The sequence below is a fragment of the Micromonospora sp. NPDC002717 genome (assembly GCF_040295705.1).
GTDB lineage: Bacteria > Actinomycetota > Actinomycetes > Mycobacteriales > Micromonosporaceae > Micromonospora.
Genome location: NZ_JBEOVW010000027.1, coordinates 23126 through 46308 on the forward strand (window position 1 = coordinate 23126; position 23183 = coordinate 46308).

Consider the following 23183-nt stretch of genomic DNA (forward strand, 5'->3'; position numbering starts at 1 on the left):
CTACTCCCACAGCCGTGGGCCGGTGGGGACGGACCCGCCCCCACCGGCCGGATGTCACGCGGCCCGCTTGTACTTCTTGATCGAGCTGTCCTGGGCGATCGAGTCGGCGCCCTTCTGGCACAGGTCGAGGAACTCGGCCGGGCCGATCCGACCGCTGAAGAACTCGCCGCACGCGGCGTCGACGAGCTCACGCTCCAGCTTGCGGTAGAAGTTGTTGTAGACCCAGTTGAAGCCGTTGCTGCCGGAGGCCTCCAGCGCCTTGCTCACGGTGCTGAGGCCGAACGGCAGCTCGATGCCTTCGGTCGACCCGGCCACCACGGTCAGGCTGGAGACCTTCCTGGTGAAGTCCTGGGCGCCCTTCTTCGACAGCATGACCCGGAAGTACTCCAGGCCGCCGGCGAGGTTCTTCGCCTTGGCCGGAACCATGAACGGCTCGCCGGCGGTGCCGCGGATCGCCTCGAACGGCAGCTTGTCGCCGCTGCCCAGGCTGGGCGTCGGCTGGATCGTCATGTTGAAGCCCTCGGGGGTGACCTTCTTCTGCTCGCTCTCCAGCCAGGAGCCGCAGGAGATGAAGGCGGCCTTGCCCTGGCACCACGCCGTCTGCGACTGCACGTGGTCGAGGCCCGGCGAGCCGGCAAGGATGTAACCGTCCTTGACGATCTGGTGCCACGCGTCCGCCGCGGCCTTCATCGCGTCGGACTTCCACGCGTTGGGCTCCAGGTTGTCGATCGCCGTGGCGACGGACGACCCGCCGAACTTGATGGCCGTGGCGATCACCGGCCAGCTCATGTAACGGGGGTGCTTGCCCGCGTACGTCCACGGCGCGATGCCGGCCGCCTTGATCTTCTTGCACAGCGCGATGTGCTCGTCCCAGGTCTTGGCGTACTCCCAGCCCCGGTCGGCGAAGAGCTTGGTGGAGTGCCAGATGCCGTACGCGGTGTAGGTGTAGTTCATCACCATGAACTTGCCGTCGTACGAGCCGACCTCGACGGCGCCCGGCAGCAGCGTGTCCTTGACCGTCTTGCCCGGGACGTCGAGGCTCGGGGCGGCGAGCAGCTCGCCCAGGTCGGCGATGGCGTTCTGGGAGACCAGGCCGTTGAAGTCGATCTGGTCCTTGCCGGAGTTGTTGACCACGTCGGGCGGGGTGCCGTCGACGAAGCGCGGCTGGAGCGTCTTGCCGATCTCCTGCGTCGCCGAGTGGTTGATCTTCGCCTTCGGGTACTTCTCGGTGTACATGGCCTCGTGGGCCTTCGCGTACTCCTCGCCGAAGCCGCCGTTGAAGATCACCACCTCGAGGGGCGCGTCCTCCTTGACCCCGAGCGGGTTCTGCTCGCTCTTGGTGCCCTTGTAGGTGCCGGCGTCGCCCTTGTCGTCGCCACCGCCGGTGGCGCAGCCGGCGAGCAGGCCGGCGGCAGGGGTGGCCAGCAGGCCGGCGGCGGCGGTGCGCCGCAGGATGTCACGCCTGTTCATGGTCTCTCCTCGGATCGGGTCCGGGCGGGCGCCGGATGGGGGAAGGCGGCCGCCGCACGAGGCACAGGGGGAAGTTGTCTTCAGTTTGTTAGTTGTTGCTGAAGAATTTCTACGGCAGTAACCGGCGGACTTCAAGACCGCACACCGAACCGTTATCACCACCGTTCGGTTCGCGGCTGACATACCCTCGGGGCCATGCGCCGTCTGCGGCAACTCGCCGCACGCACGCCGGCTGGTCGGGAACGCTACGTCGACCTGCTCCGGGCACTCGCGATCGTCATGGTCGTGCTCGGCCACTGGTCGCTCGCCGCCATCGGTGAGGACCCTACCGGCCGACCGACGGCCCGCTCGGCGCTGCCGGACCTGCCCTGGGCGTACCCGCTGACCTGGGTGGCCCAGGTGATGCCGGTGTTCTTCCTGGTCGGCGGCTACGCCAACGCCGCCTCGCTGACGGCCCGCCGGGCGGCCGGCGGCGACGCCGTCTCCTGGCTGCTGGACCGCGGCGCGCGGCTGCTGCGCCCCACGACCGCGCTGCTGCTGGTGATCGCCGCCGGCTCCGCCGTCGCGTCGCTGGCCGGCGTCGAGGCGACGCTGGTGCGTACCGTCGCGTGGTTCGCCACCATCCCGCTGTGGTTCCTCGCGGCCTACCTCGTGGTGGTGCCGCTGACCCCGGCGATGTACGCCCTGCACCGGCGCTTCGGCCTGCTCGTCCCGCTCGCGCTGGCCGCGCTGGTCGCGGCGGGCGACCTGGGGCGCGCGCTGGGGCCGGCCGAGCTGGCGCTGCCGAACTACCTCTTCGGGTGGCTGGCCGTCCACCAGCTCGGCTTCGCCTGGCGCGACGCCCGCGCCGAGCCGCCCGGAGGCCCCGACGCGCCCGCCCGCCCCGACGCGCCCACGCGGCGCGGCGTCCGGACCCACCGGCTGCCGCTGTCGCGGCGGGCCGGCGCGACGGCGCTGCTGGGCGGGCTGGCCGCGACGGTGCTGCTGACCGTCGGGCCGTACCCGGTCGCCATGCTCAACGTGCCCGGCGAGCGGCTGGACAACGCCGCGCCGCCCAGCCTCGCGCTGCTGACCCTGACCACGGCCCAGCTCGGGCTGATCCTGCTGCTGCGCGACCCGGCGGAACGCTGGCTGCGCCGCTCGCGTCCCTGGCAGGCGGTGATCGCGGTGAACGCGGTCGTGCTCACCGTCTTCCTCTGGCACCTGACGGCCGCGATCCTGCTGGTCGGCGCGCTGTACGCGGCCGGGGAGCTGCCGACCCCGCCCGTGGGCTCGGCCGCCTGGCTGGCCTGGCGGGTGCCCTGGGTGCTGATGCTGGCCGTGGTGCTGGCCGCCCTGGTCGCCGTCTTCGGCCCCGTCGAGGCCCGCACCGGCCCGACCGGCCGTGCCCGGGACCGCCGTCGGGCCGACGGCGGCGGGGCGCCCGCCCAGGGCCCCGAGGCGACCGGCCGGCCGCACGACGCCGGTCAGCCGGCCGGTCCGGGGTGGCGGGGCACCGCCCGCGCCGCGGTCACCGCCGCCGGTTTCGCCGCCGTGGTGTACGCCCTGGTCGTCAACGCCGAGACACCGAAGTCGGCCCCCGAGTCGCTGGGGGTGCCGGCCTCGGCGCTGGCGGCGTACCTGGCCGGGGCCGGCGCCCTGCGGCTGCTCAGGTCTGGGTGGGGAAGCCGAGGTTGACCCCGCCGTGGCGCGGGTCCAGCCAGCGGCTGGTCACCACCTTTCCCCGGGTGAAGAACCGCACCCCGTCCTCGCCGTGCGCGTGCAGGTCGCCGAAGAGCGAGGACTTCCAGCCGCCGAAGGAGTAGTACGCCATCGGCACCGGGATCGGCACGTTGATGCCGACCATGCCGACCTCCACCTCGTGCTGGTAGCGCCGCGCCGCGCCGCCGTCGTTGGTGAAGATCGCCGTGCCGTTGCCGTACGGGTTGGCGTTGACCAGGTCCACCGCCTCGTCGTACGAGCCGACCCGCACGACGCTGAGCACCGGGCCGAAGATCTCGTCGGTGTAGATCGACATGTCCGGGGTGACCCGGTCGAACAGCGTCGGGCCCAGCCAGAACCCGTCGGCGTCGCCGTCGGGCTCGACGTCGCGGCCGTCCACCACCGGCACCGCGCCGGCGGCCACCCCGGCAGCGACGTACGAGCGGACCTTCTCGGCGTGCGCGGCGGTGACCAGGGGGCCCATGTCGCAGCCGCGCCGGCCGTCGCCGGTGCGCACCCGGGCCATCCGCTCGGCGATCCGGGCGACCAGGGCGTCGCCGACCGGCTCCACCACGACCAGCGCCGAAATCGCCATGCACCGCTCCCCCGCCGAGCCGAACCCGGCGTTGACCGCCGCGTCGGCGGCCAGGTCCAGGTCGGCGTCCGGCAGCACCACCATGTGGTTCTTCGCGCCGCCGAGGGCCTGCACCCGCTTGCCGGCGGCGCTGCCGCGCTGGTGGACGTACCGGGCGACCGGGGTGGACCCGACGAACGACACCGCCTTCACGCCCGGGTGGTCCAGCAGCGCGTCGACGGCCTCGGCGTCCCCGTTGACCACGTTCAGCACCCCGTCGGGCAGGCCGGCCTCGGCGAACCACTCGGCCAGCAGCAGCGCCGCGCCCGGGTCCTTCTCGCTCGGCTTGAGCACCACCGCGTTGCCGCAGGCCACGGCCACCGGCACGAACCACAGCGGCACCATGACGGGGAAGTTGAACGGGGAGATCACGGCGACCACGCCGAGTGGCTGGCGCAGGCTGTACGAGTCGACCTCGGTGGAGACGTTCTCGCTGAACCCGCCGCGCAGCGCCGAGGGGATGCCGCAGGCGTACTCGATCACCTCCAGGCCGCGCTGCACCTCGCCGGCGGCGTCCGCGAGCACCTTGCCGTGCTCGGCGGTGATCACCTCCGCCAGCCGGTCGCGGCGGGCGTTGACCAGCTCGCGGAAGGCGAAGAGCACCGCCGTCCGCCGGGCCAGCGACGCGTCCCGCCAGGCCCGGGCCGCGCGCTCGGCGGCCTCCACCGCGACCGCGACGTCCGCCGCCGAGGCCAGCGCCACCTGACCGGTACGCCGGCCCGTGGCCGGGTCGAAGACGTCCCCGTGCCGGGCCGACGTGCCGCCGAACCGCTTGCCGTCGACGAAGTGCGACACCGTGGCCAGGTCCGTGGTGGTCGCCCTGTCCAAGCCGGGCCCGCCGGTCACCGCGGTCACGCCGCCACCGCCGCCGCCGCGCAGGAGCGGATGGCGTCGACCATGACGGCCAGGCCCTCGCGGGCCTCGTCCTCGGTCAGCGTCAGCGGCGGACCCATCCGCAGCACGTTGCCGTACAGGCCGCCCTTGCCGACCAGCAGCCCGCCCGCCCGGCACGCCTCGAGGACGCGGACGGTCAGCGCCGGGTCCGGCTCCGCGGTGCCCGGACGGACGAACTCGACGCCGAGCATCAGCCCCTTGCCGCGTACCTCGGCGACGCAGTCGAGACCGCCCACGGCGGCGCGCAGGCCGTCGGCGAGGATCGCGCCGGTGCGGGCCGCGTTGGCCTGCAGATCGTGGTCGAGCAGGTAGTCCAGCACCGCGTTGCCGGCGGCGGTGGAGACGGGGTTCCCGCCGAACGTGCAGAAGCTGATCGCCGGCACGGACTCCAGCACCTCGGCCCGGCCGACGACGCCGGCCAGGGCGAAGCCGTTGCCGATGCCCTTGGCGAAGGTGAGCAGGTCCGGGGTGACGCCGTGCGCCTGGTAGCCCCAGAAGTGCTCGCCGGTGCGCCCCCAACCGGTCTGCACCTCGTCGGAGACGAACAAGATGCCGTGCTCGTCGAGCACCTTCTTCCAGGCGGCGAAGAGCCCGTCCGGCGGGTGCACGAAGCCGCCGACGCCCTGGATCGGCTCGGCGATCAGGCAGGCCACGTCACCGGCGGTCTGGGTGGCGAGCACCTCGCGCAGGTCCTCCACCGCCGCGTCGACACGCTGCGTCTCGTCGAGCCGGGCGAGCAGGCCGCGCAGCCGCTCCCCCGAGTGCAGCCAGGCCACCTGGAGCGGGTTGAGCGCGCTGGCCGACCAGCCGCGGTTGCCGGTCACGCCCATCGTCGCGTACGACCGGCCGTGGTAGCTGTTGCGCACCGCGAGGATCTGCGCCGAGCGGCGGTGGTTGGTGGCGAACAGCAGCGCCGCCTCGTTCGCCTCGGTGCCGGAGTTGGCGAAGAACACCCGCGCGTCCGGGATGCCGGAGAGCCGCGCGACCTTCTCGGCCAGCTCGACCTGCTGCCGGATGAGGTAGAGCGTGGAGCTGTGCACGATGCCGGTGCGGATCTGCCGCTCGACCGCCTCCCGGATCTCCGGGATGTCGTAACCGACCATCGAGGTGAGCACGCCGCCGAAGAAGTCCAGGTAGGTGCGTCCCCGGGCGTCGGTGACCCGGCGGCCCGAGCCGGAGACCAGCTCGATCGGCTCGTCGTAGTAGAGCGGCATCCAGGACGGGAGCACGGCCCGGTGCCGGGCCAGCAGATCGTCGGCGGTCATCGTCGCACCCTCTCAGCGGCGTTGGCGGTAACCCGCACGCTCTCATCACCGGGCGGCAGGGACAACTGTCACTGTGTAGCGCAGCGGCGGTCCCCGCCTGACAGCGCGTCAACCCCGGTGCTGCGGTTTCCGGGGCCGGGACGGAGCAGCGCCCGGTTTTCGGTGGCCGATGCGGGCTGACACGACTCATTCCGCACCTCGTGAGCCGGGTCCACGATGACGCGCCGTCCTTACCGGCTCCGACACCCGGCCGCCGGTACGATCCGGCGGTGCGGATCGGGGAGGTGGCGCTGCCCACCGGTGCGGCGGGCACCGGCGCCGGGGAGATCACGGCCGGCGTACGGGCCTGGGTGGACTCGGCGCCGCTACGCGCCCTGGTCGGGCACTTCGGCGGCGACTGGCCTCGCGGGGACCTGGCGGCCGTGCTGGCCGGCCTCGACGAGTTCTCCGCCCGGCACTGGGACTTCCGGGGCGGCCGGGAGCGCCCCGACGCCCGGGAACCCGCCTTCGACCCGGCCACCGCCGGCCTGGTGCTCGGCGCCGCCGCCGCGCTCGGCCTGGTCCACCCGGTGCCGCCGGCCCGGTCCGAGTACGCCCACCTGGTGGTGCTGGGCGGGCTGTCGAACGCCTGCCAGCGCCGGGTCGCGTACGCGGCGCACCTGCTGCGCGCCGGCACCCGGGTCGCCGGCGAGGTGGCCGTGCTCGGCAGCTTCCGCCCCCTGTCCGAGGTGGAGCGCGCGGGGCTGGCGGCGGCCGGCGTCCCGCCCTGCGACACCGAGGTGGAGGCCCTGGACGCGGCGGTGCGACGCGAGTTCGGGATGGCCGCCCCGGCCGAGGAGGACGGTCACGACGGCGGCCATCCGCACCACTCCTGGTCGTCGCGGACCTACCGGCCCGCCGGCGGGCCGCCGGTCCGGGTGCTCGCCGCCCCGTCCAGCGATCCCGCGCGGCGGCGGGCGCACACCGCCGACACCCAGCGGTTCTGGGCGGAGCACGTCCACCTGCGCACCGGCGACCCGGTGCTCATGGTGACCGCGCCGATCTACGTGCCGTTCCAGCACTGCGACGCGCTGCGCACCCTCGCCGTGCCGTACGGCTGCGGGATCGAGACCGTCGGCGTCGACCCGGCCCTGCCCGACCTGGCCGGGTTGCCCGAGCCCACCCTCACCCCGGGCCGCTACCTCCAGGAGATCCGCTCGGCGATCCGGTCGATGCGCGCCCTGCACGCCGCCCTCGTCGCGACCTGACCAGCCGCCGGCCGCCGGGTGCCGGGCGCCGGGTGCCGGGAATACCAGGCGCCGGGTGCCGGGACGTGCGCTCCGCGCCTCGGCGGTCAGCCGGCGGCGGTGTCCCGGACGGCCTGGGCGAAGACCTCGGAGCGGTGCTCGAAGTTGCGGAACCGCCCGTAGCTGGGCGCGGCCGGGGAGAGCAGCACCACCCCGTCGGCCGGGGTCAGCCCGCGGGCCAGCCGGACCGCGTCCACGAGGTCGTCGACCACCTCGGCGCGTACCTTCGGCAGCCCGGCGAGCGCCTCGACGATCCGGGCGCCGCTGTCCGGAATGCCGATCACGGTGATCTCGCGCTCCGCGAGGTGCTCGCGCAGCGGCGTGTAGTCCAGCCCCCGGTCGGTGCCGCCGACGATCACCGTCAACGGCCGCCCCTCGTACGCGTCGATCGCGTGCATCGCCGCGTACGGGCTGGTGGCGAGGGTGTCGTCGACGAAGGTGAGGCCGGACGGGTCGACGATCTCGGTGAGCCGGTGGGCCAGCCCCTGGAACCCCGCCACCGCCACCGCCAGGGCGTCCTTGCGGGCCACCACGTCGACGCCGAGCGCGTCGAGCACCGCGAGGGCGACGCAGAGGTTGCCCTCGTTGTGCCGGCCGACCAGCGGCAGCACCGCACGCGGGAACAGCGGCCGGTCGCCGAGGTGGAACCAGGGCGTGCCGTCGGAGCCGCCGGCCACGTGGGCGGTGTCGGGCAGACCGGCGCGCACGGCCGCCCGGTCGCCCAGTTCGAGGGCCAGTCGCGGGTCGGCGCCGTTGACCACCACGGTGCGGGGCCCGTGCGCGAGGAGGTTGAGCTTGTCCCGGTAGTACTCGGCCTCGCCGCCGTGCGCGTCGAGGTGCTCGGGGAAGAGAGCGGTGACGACCGCCACCCGCGGCGAGTCGGTCAGGTCGCTGCACTGGTAGCTGGAGAGCTCCAGCACGTACAGCTCCGCCTCCGGCAGGTCCAGCGTCGGCACACCGATGTTCCCGCCGAAGACGTTCGGCCGGTCCACGGCGGCGAGCAGGTGGCTGATCAGGCTGGAGGTGGTGCTCTTGCCCTTGCTGCCGGTGACGCCGACCGTACGCTCGGCGTGGTCGGCCATCCACAGGGCCGTGCCCTGGGTGACGGTCACGCCACGCCGACGCAGCTCCACCAGCCACGGGTGGGTCTGCGGCACGCCGGGCGAACGGACCACCACCTCGGCGGCGGCCAGCCGGGCGAAGCCGTCCTCGCCGGTGACCAGCGGCGCCGCCTCGGCCAGCGCCCCCTCCCAGGGCAGACTGAGGAAGTTGGCGCTGTCGTCGACGGCGACCAGGTCGGCCGGGCCGTGCGCGGCGATCGCGGTCACGGCGGCCCGGCCCTCCCGACCGGCGCCCCAGACGGCGACGGTACGTCCGCGCAGGTCAGACAGGCGCACGGGCTCTCCTCAGGGGGTGTCGGCGGGCGGGGCAGGGGCGGGTCCGGCGCAGCCGGACACGGCCGGACGAACCAGGGCCTAGTATGGCGTGTGCCCAACGAGCAGCTCCGGCGGATGGACGCCTTCACCTTCCCGTCCTACTCGATCGATCTCTCCACCGGGGAGGTCCTGTTCGACTACGCCCTCACCGGCCCCGACGGCGAGCAGCGGTTCACCGAGGTGATCACCCTTCCGCTGCCCGACGCACCGCCGTCGGACGAGACCGTGGCGGCCCTCGGCCGGGTCCTGGAGCTGCTGCACGTGGTCGCCGGGGTCAGCTACTACAAGGCCGCCGCGCCGCCCCGCGTGGTGCTGCCGGCGCCGCTGGGCGCGGCCGCCGCCGAGCTGGTCACCGCCATCTACACCAAGGGCCTCGCGGAGTACGCGTACCGCAACCAGCTGCCGCACGTGCTGGAGCTGCGCCCGGAGGTGCCGGCCGGCACGGTCTCCCCGGCCCGGGTGTACGACGACTCCGACCGGCGTCCGCTCTCGGCGGTGGGCGGCGGAAAGGACTCGATCGTCAGCCTGGAGGCGCTGCGTCGGGCCGGGTTCGACCCGGTGCCGTTCTCGGTCAACCCCAACCACGTGATCGTCTCGGTGAACGAGGCGTCCGGGCTCACCCCGCTCGCCGCCCGGCGGCGCATCGACCCGGTGCTGTTCGAGCTGAACGCCGCCGGGGCGCTCAACGGCCACATCCCGGTCACCGCGATCAACTCGCTGATCGCGGTCGCCACCGCGGTGCTGCACGGGCTGGGCCCCGTGGTGATGTCCAACGAGCGGTCGGCCTCGGACCCGAACCTGGTCTGGAACGGCCACGAGATCAACCACCAGTGGTCCAAGGGCGTGGAGGCCGAAGGGCTGCTGCGGGCGGCGCTGGCCGAGCACGCCGGGCTGACCGAGCCGTACTTCTCGCTGCTGCGCTCGCTGTCCGAGCTGCACATCGCCCGGCTGTTCGCCGAGATCGACCGCTACGACGACGTGGTGACCAGTTGCAACGCCGCGTTCAAGCTGCGCGACGCCAGCGAGCGCTGGTGCCGCGACTGCCCGAAGTGCCGGTTCGTCTTCCTGGCCATGGCGCCGTTCATGTCGCGCGAGCGGATCACCCACATCTTCGGCGGCGACCTGCTCGCCGACCCCGCGCAGGTGCCCGGCTACCGGGAGCTGCTGGGCGTGGACGGGCACAAGCCGTTCGAGTGCGTCGGCGAGGTGGAGGAGTCGGTGGTGGCGTTGAGCCTGCTCGCCGAGCAGGACGAGTGGCGCGACGCCCCGGTCGTCCGCGCCCTCGTCGACGCGGTCCCGGCCACGGCCTGGTCGGCCGCCGCCAACTCCGACGTCTTCACCCCGGGCGGCCCGAACCACGTCCCCCCGCCGTACGCCAAGGCCCTCACCGCCCTCACCTGACCCCGCCCTCCCCAGCCCCCGCCCTCCCCCGGGCCACGCCCCGTTGATCATGAAGTTGTTGCCGCGACAACCGAGCGGGGTGCAACAACCTCATGATCAACGGCGTGGTCGGCGACGACCGTCAGGGGGTGCGGATGGCGTCCAGGGCCAGCAGGGCGACGTGGAGGGAGAGGCAGGCCTCGACCGAGTCGAGGTCGACGTCGAGCACGCGGCCGATCCGGGCCAGCCGCTCGTAGAACGCCGGCCGGGACAGATGCGCCGCGGCGGCCGCCGCCGACTTGTTCCGGCCCTGCTCCAGATACGCCCGCAGGGTGCCGAGCAGGTGCTCCCGGGGGTGCTGCGCGTCGTACGTCAGCAGCGCGCCCAGTTCCCGCTCGACGAAGGTCTGCACCCGGGGCTCGTCGCGCAGCAGGTGCAGCAGCCCGGCCAACCCGACGTGCGGCAACCGGAAGATCGGCAGGTCCCGCCGGTCCCGCCGGGCGGCGTCGGCGACCTGCCGGGCCTCGATCAGCGACCGGCGCGCCTCCCGCAGGCTACCCACCCCGGAGCCGGCCGCGATCAGCACCGCGCCGCCCGACGACGGCCGGGCCGCGCCGTTGCCCGGGACCTCCCGGGGCGGGCCGTCGAGGCGTCCGGAGGCGGCGACACCGACCCGGTCGGCCGGCGCAGCGGCGTCGAAGCGGCCCCGGCGCAGCGCGGCGGCGAACGCGGCCAGCGCCCGCTCCTCGGCGGCCGGGTCGGGCAGGGCGAGCAGCACGCCGACGGCATGGTCGTCGACGGCGCTGGTCAGCCCGGTCAGCCTCGCCTCGTGCAGCGCCTGGCCGACGGCCTCGGCGAGGTCGCGCAGCCGCGCCGGACCCGACTCCGGGTCGCCCGCGCCCGGGTCGCCCGGGTGTCCGGCCTCGCCGGCCGGGCCGCCCTCCCCCGCCGGGTCGTCGGCCCGGTGCCGGACCACCACGCCGACGAGGTGCCGCCGCTCCAGCACCACGCCGAGCGCCCGGGCCCGCAGGGCCACCTCGTCGACCGGGCGGGAGTGGTCGAGCAGGGCGGTGAGCAGCGTCCGGTGGATCTGCCGTTCCAGTCCCTCGGCGTCGCGCCGGATCAGCCGGCCCAACGCCAGCGTCGAGGCGGCGCGTTCGACCAGGATGGTCAGCCGGGTGGGCGGTCCGGCCGGCGGGGCACCGGCGACGCCCACCCCGACCTCGGCCGCCGGGTCGAGCACCCGCCGGCCGGCGGCCAGGTCGCCCCCGCCCGGCCACCGCAGCAGCAGCCGCCCCCAGTCGTGCCCCCGAGCGCCGACGGTGGTCACCAGCCAGCCACTGTCCGCGTCGTACGCGGTCCGCCCCGCCGGCCGGATCCGGCGGGAGTGCTGCTCCCAGCCGTCCAGCAGCAGCTCGGCGCTCTCCCCCGCCGAGTCGTACGCGAGCACCTGCCGGGAGAGGTTCTCCAGCACCACAGGACAGCCGGACAGTTCGGCGGCCTGCCGGACCACCTCACCGGGGCCGGCGCCCTCCACCGACAGCTCGGTGAAGCGCTGGTGGATCTCCTCGGTCGCCCGCAGCTCGGTGAGCTGGGCGTCGACGATCAGCGCGTGCACCGCCTCCGTGATCCGCACGAACGGGGTGGCCCGCCGCAGCTCCACCAGCGGCAGCCCGCGCCGCTCCGCGACGGCCGCCATCACCCGGGGCACCCCGCTGACGTACCGGCGGCCCAGCTCGACGACCAGGCCGGAGACCCCCACGTCGGCCAGGTCGCCGACGAAGGCGCGCAGCCCGGCGTCGTCGGCGGGCAGCCCGATGCCGGTGGTGAGCACCAGCTCGCCGCCGCCGAGCAGGGTGGCGATGTCGGGCACCTCCGCCACGTGCACCCAGCGCACCGGGCGGTCCAGGCCGGCGTCCCCGGCGACCAGGCGCGGAGCGCCGTGGCGGACGGGGTCCAGCGCGAGGACCTCACGGACGGTAGGGAACACGGGCGACACGCTACCGTCCGTGACCCCGATTCTCGACAGTCCGCCCGGGGCAGGTGACGGGGCGGCTCGCCGCCCTCACCACGGGTCGTCGCGGCCCAGCTCCCAGCAGGCCACGGCGGTGGCGGCGGCGACGTTGAGCGAGTCCACGCCGCGGCGCATCGGGATCACCACCCGCGCGTCGCTGGCGTCCATCGCCGCCCGGGTCAGCCCCGCCCCCTCGGCACCGAGCAGCAGGGCCGAGCGGGCCCGCTGCGCCGCGTCGAGCCGCTGGATCGGCACCGCGTCCGGCGCGGGGGTCATCGCCAGCACCGTGAAGCCGGCCGCGCGGACGTCGGCGAGCGCGTCGGGCCAGGGTTCCAGCTTCGCGTACGGGATCGCGAAGACCTCCCCCATGCTGACCCGGACGCTGCGCCGGTAGAGCGGATCGGCGCAGGTCGGGGAGAGCAGCACGGCATCCACACCGAGCGCGGCGACCGCCCGGAAAATGGCCCCCAGGTTGGTGTGGTTGTTCACGTCCTCGAGGATCACCACCCGGCGGGCGGCGGCGAGCACCTCGGCGGCGGCCGGCAGGGGCTTGCGCCGGAACGACGCCAGCACCCCCCGGTGCACGTGGAAGCCGGTGGCCCGTTGCAGCACGTCCGGGGTGGCCGCGTAGACGGGGGCGTCGCCGATGTCCAGGTCGGCGATCTGGTCGACCCGCTTGGCGTCCACCAGGTACGACCGCGCCGGGTAGCCGGCCCGCAGCGCCCGGCGCAGCACCAGCTCACCCTCGGCGATGAACAGGCCGTGAGGTGGCTCCCAGCGGGTGCGCAGCTCGACGTCGGTCAGCGCGCGGTAGTCGGCGATCCGCTCGTCGTCGGGGTCGGTGATCTGGTGGATGGGCACCGCACGATTCTGCCGGACGCGCCGACGACGACCGACGGAAGGAGCAGCAGGCCGGCGTCAGCCGGCCCGGTGGTACCGCAGCAGCACGGACCGGCCGTCGAAGGTCCGCGACTCCACGAGACGGAGGTTCAGCCGCTCGGTGACCGAGAAGACCGGCTTGCCGCCGCCGAGCACCACCGGGTGCACGAAGATCTGGTACTCGTCGATCAGGCCGAGTTCGGTCAGCGCGGCGGCGGCGTCGGCACCGCCGTTGAGCAGCAGGTCGCCGCCCGGCTGCTCCTTGAGCGCGGTGACCTCCTTGCCGAGGTCGCCGCCGCCGACCACCTGGACGCCGTGGTCGGCCTCGGTGAGCGTGCGCGAGACCACCACCTTCGGCGTCCGCTGCCAGATGGGCACGAAGGCGAGGTCGTGCGGGTGGTCGGAGATCGATTCCGCCTGCGGCCAATAGGCGGCCATGAACTCCCAGACCTTGCGGCCGTAGAGGAAGGCGCCGGACCGGTCGCACTGCTCCAGCGAGTACGCGGACAGCTCCGGACCCATCTCCGGCCAGTCGAACTCGCCGTTCGGCCCTTCGATGAACCCGTCGAGCGACTGGTGCACCCCGTAGACGATCTTCCGCATGGCTGTTCCTCCTGGCGTCGGGCGCCCGTCGTGGGCGTTCTCGCCAGGTGGTCGGAGCGGCGTCGCCGGATCCGACAGCTCCGGCCGAATTTTTCCAGGATTCTTTCGTCGGGTTGCCCGCCGCCGCTAACGTGCCGCTCGTGCGCCCGATGATCATCGCCCTGGTCGGCATCGACGGGGCCGGGAAGACCACTCAGGCGAAGGCGCTGGCCGGCCGGCTCCGCGCGGCGGGAGTGCCGGCCACCTACTTCGAGAACGCCGGCGGCCGGCCGCTGTGGAACCGGCTCGCTCGCGCCCTGGGCCGCCGGGACGGCCCGCACCTGTTCGGCCGCACCGGCTATGCGGCGCTGGAGGCGACCGTACGCTGGCTCGCGATCGCCCGGGCGGTGCTGGTGTCCCGGCTGACGGGCCGGACGGCGGTGATGGACCGGTGGTCCTGGTGCCAGTACGTGGTGATGCGGGTCCGCCGCGACCGGGGCGGGCGGCTGGTCCGCCTGGCGTACGGGATCTTTCCGCCGCCGAGCCTGGTCTGCTTCCTGGCGGTCTCGCCCGAGCGGGCGCAGCAGCGGGTGCTGGCCCGGGGCATCGACACCGAGGAGCTGCCCTATCTGCGCGCCCTGGACGCCGGCTACCGGGAGCTGCCGGAGTTCGGCACCTTCACCGTCGTCGACGCGGACGGCGGGCCGGCCGAGGTCCGCGCCGCCGTCGACCGGGTGGTGCGCACGGTCCTCGACCCGGCGGTGCGGACGACCGTCGCCCGCTCCGACTGACCCCGTCGAGGCAGACTGACCGCCCCGTCCCCGGTCGACTGGTGGGCGACTCGTGGGCGGCACCAGGACCGGCTCGGTCATCGACATCATGGCCGGCCGACGTCCCGGTCGTGGCCCTGTCGATCTGCCCCCACACATGGGGCAGAAGGCAACGGCGAAGCGTCATCGGAGCCGGCCGACGCGCCGAAGCCGTGCGCCCGCCGGGGTGGTCCTATGGGTGGGGCAGTTCGACAGGGGTCGGAACTACTTTCGGGTGAGTGTGCATAAGCGTGCATGAGGTTACACCAGTGATGTTATGGTCTTCGCGTGAATCTGACTGAGTGGGCGCGTGCGCAGGGGATTAGTCCTCACACGGCGTATCGCTGGTTTCGTAACGGGACGCTTCCCGTGCCTGCTCAGCGTGTCGGGCCGCGCACGATTCTGGTGAACGTCGAGGCCAACTCCACTGCGGAAGCTGTCGGTGGGTTGGGCTTGTATGCCCGTGTGTCCTCCCCTGATCAGAGGTCTGACCTGGAGCGCCAGGTCGCCCGGTTGTCGACGTGGGCTGTGAAGGCCGGTCACCGCATCGTGCGTGTGGAGGCGGAGGTCGGCTCCGGGATGAACGGCAGCCGCAGTAAGGCCCGTCGCCTCCTCGCCGATCCGGACGTGACCACGGTGGTGGTGGAGCACAAGGACCGCCTTGGGCGGATGAATGTGGAGCTGGTGGAGGCTGCTTTGTCCGCGCATGGTCGCCGGCTGGTCGTCCTGGATGACGGCGAGGTTGCCGACGATCTGGTGCGGGACATGGTGGAGGTGTTGACCTCGTTCTGCGCTCGCCTGTACGGCCGCCGGTCGGCTCGTGATCGGGCGCGCAAGGCGTTGGAGGCCGCGCAGCATGGCTGATCTGCGCCCGATCGATGCGCCGTTCGTCGCGTCCGGTCCGTCCGGTGTCGCGATTCGCGACCGGCTCAAGGGCCTCACCGGCGAGGATGAGAAGGTTCTGCGGCTGGTCGGCGGCCATCTCGGCACGCTTGCCGGGAAGGATCTCAAGGCCCGATGCGGGACCGGCCTCGACCACGACACCGACGCCTGGGCCGAGCGGAAACGTGCCCTGACGGCTGAGTCGTCCTCCCGCTGGGCCGGGGCGATCACGAAAGCCACGCACGACCAGTGGGCGCTGTCGCGCCGCGCCCAGCTCGCCCACATCCAAGGTCTCGAAGCCGGTATCAAGACGATCGCGCACCGACTGTCGCTGCCGCTCGGCGAGAAGGGCAGCAAACGGGCACCGGGCGGTTACCGCAGCGCACAGGAATGGTTCACCAAGTCCCGGCGCCTGCATGTGCTCCAGGACCGGCTCGAGCGTGAGCGCGACGACCGCGCCACGGGCCGGGTCCGGGTCGTCCGGGGCGGGAAGCGGCTGCTACGCAACCGTCACCACCTCGACGCCGCGCAGCTCACCGACACCGAATGGCGGCAGCGATGGCAGGCCGAACGGCGGTTCCTCCAGGCCGACGGCGAGTCAGGCAAGCGGTACGGCAACGAGACGATCCGCGTCACCCCCGGCGGCGAGGTCTCCATCAAACTCCCCGCCCCGCTGGCACACCTGGCCAACGCGAAGCACGGCCGGTACGTGCTCGCCGCGAAGGTGTCATTCCCACACCGTGGCGATACCTGGCGCGACCGCATCACCGCCAACCGGGCGGTGGCGTACCGCATCCACGAAGACGTGGACCGGCGCCGCTGGTACCTGACCGCCTCGTGGACGATCCCTACGGCCCGGACCATGCCACTGACCGCCGCCAGGGTGAACGGGATCATCGGCGTGGACACCAACGCCGACCACCTCGCCGCCTGGCGACTCGACGAGCACGGCAATCCCGTGGGTGAGCCGCGCCGCTTCACCTACGACCTGTCAGGTAACGCGGACCATCGTGACGCACAGGTGCGACACGCCCTGATCCGGCTTCTGCACTGGGCCAAGCGGCACGGGCTGAACATCGCGATCGAAGACCTCGACTTCACAGCGCAGAAAACGCGGGAGAAACACGGCCGCCGCAAACGGTTCCGCAACCTCATCTCCGGCATGCCCGTGGCCAAGCTACGGTCCCGACTCGTCAGCATGGCAGCCGAGTTCGGCATCACCATCGTCGCTGTCGATCCCGCCTACACCTCCAAATGGGGCGCCCAGCACTGGCAGCGCCCCCTGACCAGCACCAACCGCAAACCCACCCGTCACGACGCCGCCAGCGTCGCGATAGGACGACGCGCCCTCGGACACCCGATCCGGCGACGGACGACACCGCCCCGCAACGACCAGAGCGATCATCGCGGGCATCGGACCGCCCAGACCGGACCAGGCACCCGAGGACGTGAGGGAACCCGCCCCCACATTCCCGGACCACGGACACGATCCGATGGCGCCGGACGCGGAGCGAACGCGGGAGACCAGCGCGCCCAACACCGTCCGGGGCACGCGACTGAGCCTGTGCAACCCATGCTCAGTCTCTAGGAACGGTCAGCCGCGACCCTGGAGCCAGCGCCGCAGGTCGGAGAGGCGCTGCTCGTCGGAGGGCCGCCGCTCGTCGGTGGGCCGCCGTTCCTCGGCCGGGCGGCGCTCCACCGGGCGGCGCGGGTCGCCGACCAGCTCGCGGCTGGGGGCCGCGAAGGCCTTCTCCGGCTGCCCGTCGACGGCGGTGACGATGACCCGGGCGACCGCGTCGATCACCTTGGCCTGCACCGCGGCGCCCACCGAGTCGGTCGGGTCGTCCGGGTTGGCGGCGATGCCGGCGACCGCCACCTGCGGGGTGAAGCCGACGAAGGTCTCCGTCGCGTTCCGCTCCGAGCTTCCGGTCTTGCCGGCGACCGGGCGGCCGTCGAGGATCCGGTTCACCGAGGTGGCCGTGCCGCCGTTGCACTGCCCGAACGCGGACTGCTGGCCCACCGGGCAGCGCGCCGCGTCGGTGGCGGCCCGGGCCACGTCGGCGTCGAGCACCCGGCGGCAGGACGGGTTGCCGACCGGCACCCGCTCGCCGTCGGGGGCGGTCACCGAGACCACCGGCAGCGGCGTGCAGTACGTCCCCTCGGCGGCCACGGTGGCGTACGCGTTGGCCAGGTCGAGCGGCGTGGTGGCGGCCACGCCGAGGGTGAACGAGCCCCAGTTGGCGGCGTCCTCCTCGGCGAAGGCGGCGTCGGCGTCGGCCCGGAAGGTGATGCCGAGGCGCTGCGCCATCTCCACCACCTTCTCCTGCCCGACCTGCTCGGCCAGCCAGACGAAGTACGTGTTCACCGAGCGGCCGAAGCCGTCCCACATCATGCGGTACCCGTCCATCCACTCGGGGTTGGCGTTGGCCGGGCACCACCGGCCCTCGCAGCTCCCCTCGCCCTCGGCCGCGTACCGGGTGGGCAGCCGGCTGGGCGCGTCGAAGCCGGTCGCGAGGGGCTTGCCGGCCTCCAGCGCGGCGAGCATGGTGAACAGCTTGAACGTCGAGCCGGCCTGGTATCCGTCGACGCTGTCGCCGCCGGAGATCAGGGGGTTGACGGTGTTCGGGTGGTTGGGCTGCCCGTCCGGGTTCGCGTCGAGGCTGTAGTGCCGGTTGACCGCCATGGCGAGGACCCGGCCGGTGCCCGGCTCGACGGCGGCGATGGGCAGGGCGCGCTTGTTGCCGTACCCGTAGACACTGGTGGCCTGCTTCTGCGCGGTGGCCTGGATCTGCGGGTCCAGCGAGGTCACCACGGTGTAGCCGCCCCGGCGCAGCGCCTGCTCGCGCTCCTCGACGCTCTCGCCGAACGCCGGCTGGGCGAGCCACCACTGCCGCAGGTAGTCGCAGAAGAAGCCCCAGTCGTCGTGGCCCTCGGCGACGGCGGTGCAGCCGTTGGGCTGCGCGGTGGGCTTGAGCGTCAGCTTCTCGGCCTTGGTCCGTGCCGCCTGGTCGGCGGTGATCGCGCCGGTCTCGACCATCGCGTCCAGCACGTAGCCGCGGCGCTCCAGCGCGGCGTCCGCGTCGCCGTCGATCGGGCTGTACGCCTCCGGCGACTGCACCAGTCCGGCGAGCAGGGCCGCCTCGCCGAGGGTCAGGTCCGCCGGGGCCTTGGCGAAGTAGCGCTGGCTGGCCGCCGCGATGCCGTACGCCCCGGAGCCGAAGTACGCGATGTTCAGGTAGCGGTTGAGGATCTCGTCCTTGCTCAGGCGCTGCTCCAGCGCCGTGGCGTACCGGATCTCCTGGATCTTGCGTCCGATGGTCTGCTCGGTGGCCGCGGCGCGCTCCTCGGCCGTGCGGCCCGGGTCGGTCTTGAGCACGTTGCGGACGTACTGCATGGTCAGCGTCGAGCCGCCCTGGGCGGTGCCGCCGCCGGACACGTTCGCCACCAGCGCCCGGAGCAGGCCGCGCAGGTCGGCGCCGCTGTGGTCGTAGAACCGCCGGTCCTCGGCCGCGACGATCGCCTGCCGCATCACCGGGGCGATCTCGTCCAGCGCGACGTCGGTGCGGTTGACGTCGTAGAACGTGGTGATGAGTGTCTTGCCGTCGTTGGCGTAGAGGTAGGAGCGTTGTGGTGTGGCCGGGGTGCGCAGCGCCTCGGGCAGCGCGGCGTACGAACCCAGGGCCGCCTTGGCGCCCAACCCGAGCAGCAGGTTGCCCGGCAGCGCGGCGACCGCCAGGACGAGGCCGGCGAGCACGCCGGCGAGCAGCACGGTGAACAGCCGCGACAGCGGCGAGCGGGGTGGGGCCATGGTCCCCAGGATTGCCGTGAAAGCCGCCAACCGACCAGCCCCGCGGGCCTCCTGTCAGCAACTTCACCGCCCGCTGCCAGGGAGTTCCCATCCCAGCGGCCCCGGCGTCCCCCGCCGCCCCATGCGTCCCGCCGGCCGGAGCCGCGCCGGGACGGCCTGGGCGGCCGGCGAGGGGCTCAGCCGGTGGCCAGCGGGCCGTTCGGGCCCGGGCCGGTCGGCGCGGCGGTGGCGAGGCTGGCGCTGGCGGCGTCGCGCGCGATGTCCCGGGGCACCAGGCGCCCGGATCGGTAGCCGATGCCGATGCCGGCGATCAGCACGAAGATCGCACCGAAGGTCTGCAACGAGCCGATCAACGCGCCGCCGAGGCCCAGCAGCGGGGCGGCGATCATCAGCATCGTGCCGTCGCCGATGCTGAACGCCCCGGACCGGGCCACCGACCAGCCGGTCAGCAGCCAGCCCAGGGTGTAGCAGGTGGCGCCGACGAGCACGAGCCCGCGGGCGGTGGTGCCGAAGACCGGGGTCTGCTCCGCCAGGCCCGCGAAGGGCAGCATGAGCACCGTGCCGGCGATGGACACCAGCAGGCCGGCGACGGCGACCCGGCGGCTGCGCGTCGCGGCCAGCAGCCCGGTCAACGCCAGCAGGGCGAGCAGCCCGAGCCAGACCGACGCCACCCAGCCCACCAGGTAGAGCGGCCGGCCGTCGGCCGGGTACGGGTCGTTGCCCACCCCGCCGTCGCTGGCCATCGCCACGACGCCGTAGAGCACGGCGTACGCGGGGAGCAGCCACACCGCGGCCCGGGCGAACCGGCGCAGCGACCAGGCCCAGCTGGCGTTGGTGGCCGGCCCGGCCGGCGTCGGCTCCCCGACGAACGGCAGCACCCCGAACCCCCCGCCGGTACGCCGGCTGCCGAGCGGCCCGGTGGGGTCGTGCGCGCCCGGGACCGGGGCCGAGGACCACACCCGCTTCGCCGGATCCTTCATGCGTCACCTCGCTCGTCCGCGAGCGGTGCGGGACGCGCCGGGGCGCCCCGATGCCTGGTCACCACCCGTCCTAGAACCGATGGTGGCAGGCGCCGGAGCGCCCCATGAGCACTTCTCACATTTCTCCGGGCTCGTCGGCCCGCGCCGCTCAGCCCCGTTCGCGCTGGTCGGCCGGGTCGTTCAGCAGGCTCGCCGGCGAGACCGGCTCCGGCGCCGGCAGCCCCTGCGGCTTGCCGCCGGTGGCCTGTGCCTCGGCGACGCGTACCTCGTCGTGGATCTGCTGGGCGGCGGCCGCCGCGGCCTGCGCCGCCTCGGCCGCCTCGCGCTCCACCTCGCTCGCGCTGCCGGCCGCCTCCGGCGCCGGCTCGTCGCCGACCATCCGGCTCAGCCCGCCGAGCGCGCCGCCCATCCCCTCGAGGGCCTTGGTCAGCTCGGCCGGCACGATCCAGACCTTGTTCGCGGTGCCGTTGGCGATCTGCGGCAGGGCCTGGAGGTACTGGTAGGCGAGCACCTTCTGGCTCGGGTTGGCCTGGTGGATCGCGTCGAACACCGTCCGGATGGCCTTGGCCTGGCCCTCGGCCTGGAGGATCCGCGCCTGCCGGTCACCGTCGGCGCGCAGCACCGCGGCCTGCTTCTCGCCCTCGGCCGTGAGGATCTGCGACTGCTTGTGCCCCTCGGCGTTCAGGATCGCCGCCCGGCGGTCCCGCTCGGCGCGCATCTGCTTCTCCATCGAGTCCCGGATGCTCGGCGGCGGCTCGATGGCCTTGATCTCCACCCGGGTGACCTTGATGCCCCACCGGCCGGTGGTCTCGTCCAGCACGCCGGAGAGGTGCCGGTTGATCTCCTCGCGGCTGGTCAGCGCCCGCTCCAGGTCCAGCGAGCCGATGACGTTGCGCAGCGTCGTGACGGTGAGCTGCTCGATGGCCTGGAGGAAGTTCGAGATCTCGTACGTGGCGCGGACCGAGTCGACGACCTTGAAGTAGAGCACCGTGTCGATCGAGACCACCAGGTTGTCGGAGGTGATCACCGGCTGCGGCGGGAAGCTGACCACCTGCTCGCGCATGTCGACCTTGGTGCGGACCGCGTCGATGAACGGGACCAGGAGGTTCAGACCCGGGTTCAGGGTGCGCTTGTACCGACCCAGCCGCTCGACCACGTCCTGGCGCTGCTGCGGCACGATCCGCACCGCCTTGGCCAGGGTGACCACCCCGATCAGCGCCACGGCCATCAACAGGACCGGGATCACGAGTTCCATGTACTCACCTTTTCGCTTCGGGTAGCTCGTCGGAGGGGGAAACGTCGTCCCGCCAGACCAGGGCGGTGGCGCCCCGGACCTGGATCACCTGCACCCGCTCACCGGGGGCGAAGACCTGGCTGGCGTCGTAGGACCGGGCCTGCCACAGCTCGCCGTCGATCTTGACCATGCCCTGCCCGGCGTCGATCCGCTCCAGCACCAGCGCCGTGCTGCCCTCGATCGCCTCCACGCCGAAGGGCTGCTCGCCGCTCTCCAGGGCGGAGCGCCGGTGCCTGCGCAGCGTCGGGCGTACGCCCAGCACCGTCAGCGCCGACACCCCGGCGAAGACGATCGCCTGCACGCCCACCGGCGCGCCGAGCGCCGCGGCCCCGGCGGCGGCGAAGGCCCCGGCCGCGAACATGATCAGGAAGAGCGTCGTCGTGAAGATCTCGGCGACCGCCAGCACCACACCCAGCACGATCCACAGCACGGCGTCCACCACACGATCGTGACACGACAATGCACGCGCGGCCCACCCCCGAAGATCAGTAAGCTCGGCGGCACGCCAGCGGCCCGCCCCACCGGGCCCGGAGGGAGGAGCGTCCGTGTCCCTGCTGCCCGACACCGCCCGCCACGTCGACACTCTCGTCGCCGAGGCGCAGTCCGCCGGCCGGACGCCGTCCCTGGTGATCGGCGTGGTACGCGACGGCGCGCTGGCGCACCTCGCCACCGCCGGCGAGCACCCGCGCCCGGACGGCGACCTGCAGTACCGGATCGGGTCGATCAGCAAGACCATGACCGCGACCCTGGTCATGCAGGAGCGCGACGCCGGCCGGCTGGCCCTGGACGACCCGCTGGAGAAGCACCTGCCCGGCACCGCCGTCGGCACGCTCACGCTGCGGCAGTTGCTCGGCCACGCCAGCGGCCTGCAGCGCGAGCCGGAGGGGCCGTGGTGGGAACGCGCCGAGGGCGTCGACCTGGAGACCCTGGTGGCCGGGGTCACCGCCGCGAAGATCGCCTACCCCGCGCACCGGTTCTACCACTACTCCAACCTGGCGTACGGGCTGCTCGGCGGGGTGCTGGAGCGGATCACCGGCACGCCGTGGGCCGAACTGCTCCGCCAGCGTGTCCTGGCGCCGCTCGGCATGCGCCGGACGACGTACGCGGCGACGGAGCCGTTCGCCCGCGGCTACGTGGTGCACCCGTGGCACGACACGCTGCGGGAGGAGCCGCGTACCGACACGGGGGCGATGGCCCCGGCCGGGCAGCTCTGGTCGACCGCCGAGGACCTGGCCCGGTGGGCGGCCTTCCTGGCCGACCCGGCGCCCGAGGTGCTGGCGGCGGAGACGCTGACCGAGATGTGCGCCCCCGTGGTGATCAGCGACCTCGACTCGTGGACCGGCGGGCACGGCCTGGGGCTGGAGCTCTACCGGGAGGGCGAGCGGGTGTACGTGGGGCACGGCGGCTCGATGCCCGGCTACGTGGCCGCCCTGACCGTGCACCGCCCGTCCCGCACGGCCGTGATCGGCTTCGCCAACTCGTACGGCTTCCGCACCGGCGGGATCGGCGGGCTCGCGCAGCGGATCCTCACCGCCGTGCTGGACGCCGAGCCGGCGCTGCCGCGGCCCTGGCGGCCGAATGCCGCCGCCCCGCCCGCCGGGACCGCCGAGCTCGCCGGCCGCTGGTGGTGGATGGGGGTGCCCGTCGACCTGACCTGGGACGCCGCCACGGGCGGCCTGGTGGCGCACGTGCGCGGGGAGCGGATCAGCTGTTTCGCCCCGGAGGGACCGGACCGCTGGCGGGGCCGCTCCGGCCCGGAGAACGGCGAAATCCTCGCCGTGCTGCGCGACGAGGCGGGGCGGGCGGTGGCGCTGGACATCGCCACCTTCGTCTTCACCCGCACCCCCGACCAGGAGCCCTGACCACAGC

General features: G+C 73.5%; 18 protein-coding genes. 7 read left to right on the plus strand and 11 right to left on the minus strand.

The window, feature by feature from the left end:
- Nucleotides 1-54: 54 nt before the first annotated feature.
- Nucleotides 55-1470 (minus strand): N-acetylglucosamine/diacetylchitobiose ABC transporter substrate-binding protein, encoded by a 1416-nt coding sequence (gene ngcE, locus ABT006_RS28480; protein ID WP_350711364.1) that lies wholly within the window; start codon nt 1468-1470, stop codon nt 55-57.
- Nucleotides 1471-1665: 195 nt separating this feature from the next.
- Here ngcE and ABT006_RS28485 point away from each other — a divergent pair, with 195 nt between their 5' ends.
- The gene (locus ABT006_RS28485) at nt 1666-3147 is read left to right on the plus strand and encodes an acyltransferase family protein (RefSeq protein ID WP_350711366.1); all 1482 of its coding nucleotides are present in this window, start codon (nt 1666-1668) and stop codon (nt 3145-3147) included.
- On the opposite strand, the gene ABT006_RS28490 is transcribed toward ABT006_RS28485, so the two are convergent.
- Nucleotides 3119-4609, minus strand: a complete 1491-nt coding sequence (locus ABT006_RS28490) for a CoA-acylating methylmalonate-semialdehyde dehydrogenase (protein WP_350711448.1) — start codon at nt 4607-4609, stop codon at nt 3119-3121. The genes ABT006_RS28485 and ABT006_RS28490 overlap by 29 nt on opposite strands.
- A gap of 47 nt (nt 4610-4656) precedes the next feature.
- A complete protein-coding gene (locus ABT006_RS28495; RefSeq protein ID WP_350711368.1) occupies nt 4657-5964 on the minus strand; it encodes an aspartate aminotransferase family protein in 1308 nt (435 codons plus the stop codon).
- Nucleotides 5965-6233: 269 nt separating this feature from the next.
- Between ABT006_RS28495 and ABT006_RS28500 the strand changes: the two genes are divergently transcribed.
- Nucleotides 6234-7211 (plus strand): hypothetical protein, encoded by a 978-nt coding sequence (locus ABT006_RS28500; RefSeq protein ID WP_350711370.1) that lies wholly within the window; start codon nt 6234-6236, stop codon nt 7209-7211.
- An 86-nt stretch (nt 7212-7297) separates the two neighbouring features.
- On the opposite strand, the gene murD is transcribed toward ABT006_RS28500, so the two are convergent.
- The gene (gene murD, locus ABT006_RS28505; protein ID WP_350711372.1) at nt 7298-8647 is read right to left on the minus strand and encodes a UDP-N-acetylmuramoyl-L-alanine--D-glutamate ligase; all 1350 of its coding nucleotides are present in this window, start codon (nt 8645-8647) and stop codon (nt 7298-7300) included.
- A gap of 90 nt (nt 8648-8737) precedes the next feature.
- Here murD and ABT006_RS28510 point away from each other — a divergent pair, with 90 nt between their 5' ends.
- Nucleotides 8738-10087 carry a MurL-like N-terminal domain-containing gene (locus ABT006_RS28510; RefSeq protein ID WP_350711374.1) on the plus strand — a complete coding sequence of 450 codons (1350 nt, stop codon included), beginning with the start codon at nt 8738-8740 and terminating at the stop codon, nt 10085-10087.
- Nucleotides 10088-10208: 121 nt separating this feature from the next.
- On the opposite strand, the gene ABT006_RS28515 is transcribed toward ABT006_RS28510, so the two are convergent.
- The 3 genes from ABT006_RS28515 to ABT006_RS28525 all read right to left on the minus strand — a co-directional run bounded on the left by ABT006_RS28515 (nt 10209) and on the right by ABT006_RS28525 (nt 13562).
- Nucleotides 10209-12056, minus strand: coding sequence for a PucR family transcriptional regulator (locus tag ABT006_RS28515; RefSeq protein ID WP_502891035.1), 1848 nt, complete (start codon nt 12054-12056; stop codon nt 10209-10211).
- Between the two features lie 75 nt (nt 12057-12131).
- Nucleotides 12132-12941 carry a TrmH family RNA methyltransferase gene (locus ABT006_RS28520; protein WP_350711377.1) on the minus strand — a complete coding sequence of 270 codons (810 nt, stop codon included), beginning with the start codon at nt 12939-12941 and terminating at the stop codon, nt 12132-12134.
- 57 nt (nt 12942-12998) lie between these two features.
- Entirely contained in the window at nt 12999-13562 is a 564-nt protein-coding gene (locus ABT006_RS28525) for a dihydrofolate reductase family protein (protein ID WP_350711379.1), read from the minus strand.
- A 149-nt stretch (nt 13563-13711) separates the two neighbouring features.
- Here ABT006_RS28525 and ABT006_RS28530 point away from each other — a divergent pair, with 149 nt between their 5' ends.
- The 3 genes from ABT006_RS28530 to ABT006_RS28540 all read left to right on the plus strand — a co-directional run bounded on the left by ABT006_RS28530 (nt 13712) and on the right by ABT006_RS28540 (nt 16820).
- Nucleotides 13712-14332, plus strand: coding sequence for a dTMP kinase (locus tag ABT006_RS28530; protein WP_350711450.1), 621 nt, complete (start codon nt 13712-13714; stop codon nt 14330-14332).
- Nucleotides 14333-14638: 306 nt separating this feature from the next.
- Nucleotides 14639-15214 carry an IS607 family transposase gene (locus ABT006_RS28535; RefSeq protein WP_350711381.1) on the plus strand — a complete coding sequence of 192 codons (576 nt, stop codon included), beginning with the start codon at nt 14639-14641 and terminating at the stop codon, nt 15212-15214.
- Nucleotides 15207-16820: an IS200/IS605 family accessory protein TnpB-related protein gene (locus ABT006_RS28540; RefSeq protein WP_350711383.1), complete on the plus strand. Its 1614-nt coding sequence runs from the start codon at nt 15207-15209 to the stop codon at nt 16818-16820. Before ABT006_RS28535 ends, ABT006_RS28540 begins: the two co-directional genes overlap by 8 nt.
- Nucleotides 16821-16826: 6 nt before the next feature.
- Here the strand turns inward: ABT006_RS28540 and ABT006_RS28545 are convergent, their stop codons facing one another.
- The 4 genes from ABT006_RS28545 to ABT006_RS28560 all read right to left on the minus strand — a co-directional run bounded on the left by ABT006_RS28545 (nt 16827) and on the right by ABT006_RS28560 (nt 21753).
- Nucleotides 16827-19040: a transglycosylase domain-containing protein gene (locus ABT006_RS28545; protein ID WP_350711384.1), complete on the minus strand. Its 2214-nt coding sequence runs from the start codon at nt 19038-19040 to the stop codon at nt 16827-16829.
- Nucleotides 19041-19216: 176 nt separating this feature from the next.
- A complete protein-coding gene (locus tag ABT006_RS28550) occupies nt 19217-20020 on the minus strand; it encodes a hypothetical protein (protein ID WP_350711386.1) in 804 nt (267 codons plus the stop codon).
- Between the two features lie 148 nt (nt 20021-20168).
- Nucleotides 20169-21275 (minus strand): SPFH domain-containing protein, encoded by a 1107-nt coding sequence (locus tag ABT006_RS28555; protein ID WP_350711388.1) that lies wholly within the window; start codon nt 21273-21275, stop codon nt 20169-20171.
- A 4-nt stretch (nt 21276-21279) separates the two neighbouring features.
- On the minus strand, nt 21280-21753 hold the full coding sequence (locus ABT006_RS28560; protein WP_350711390.1) for an NfeD family protein: 474 nt from the start codon (nt 21751-21753) through the stop codon (nt 21280-21282).
- A 106-nt stretch (nt 21754-21859) separates the two neighbouring features.
- Between ABT006_RS28560 and ABT006_RS28565 the strand changes: the two genes are divergently transcribed.
- Nucleotides 21860-23176 (plus strand): serine hydrolase domain-containing protein, encoded by a 1317-nt coding sequence (locus tag ABT006_RS28565; protein ID WP_350711392.1) that lies wholly within the window; start codon nt 21860-21862, stop codon nt 23174-23176.
- Nucleotides 23177-23183 lie beyond the last annotated feature (7 nt).